The organism is Microvirga sp. P4_G7 (assembly GCF_056401005.1).
This window is the reverse complement of sequence record NZ_JBFUKD010001189.1, coordinates 1-542: the sequence shown is the minus strand read 5'-3', so window position 1 is coordinate 542 and position 542 is coordinate 1. Positions and strand designations below refer to the sequence as shown.

At 60.5% G+C, this 542-nt stretch carries 1 pseudogene; it reads left to right on the top strand.

The features are described 5' to 3' along the window. Positions 1-542, top strand: a pseudogene (locus AC1DT3_RS23805) (excinuclease ABC subunit UvrC); the annotation flags it as partial.

The following is a 542-nucleotide window of genomic DNA, read 5'->3' as shown; positions in this document are numbered from 1 at the left end:
ACTTATCGATTACGTCCTGCGCAATGCCAAGGAAGCTTTGGGACGACGGCTGGCGGACACATCTTCGCAGCAGAAACTTCTCGTTTCGTTGGGTCAGGCCTTCGGGCTCGCAAAGGCGCCGAAACGGGTCGAGGTCTACGACAACTCGCATATCATGGGGACGAACGCCGTCGGCGCCATGGTCGTCGCCGGACAGAACGGCCTCATGAAGCAGCACTATCGCACCTTCAACATGAAGTCGGAGGATCTGAAGCCGGGCGACGATTACGGAATGATGCGCGAAATGCTGCAACGGCGGTTTGCGCGATTGGCGCGCGATAACCCGAAGGACGCGTTGTCGGAAACCGATGCGATCGTGGTGCCATCGAGCGATCCGGATGATTCCTTTCCGACCTGGCCCGATCTGGTCTTGATCGATGGGGGCAAGGGCCAGTTGGAAGCAGCGCGCCAGGCGTTGGCCGAGGTCGGGATCGCAGAGAGCGATGTCGCGCTCGTCGGTATCGCCAAGGGGCGAGATCGCGATGCGGGACGCGAGACATTCT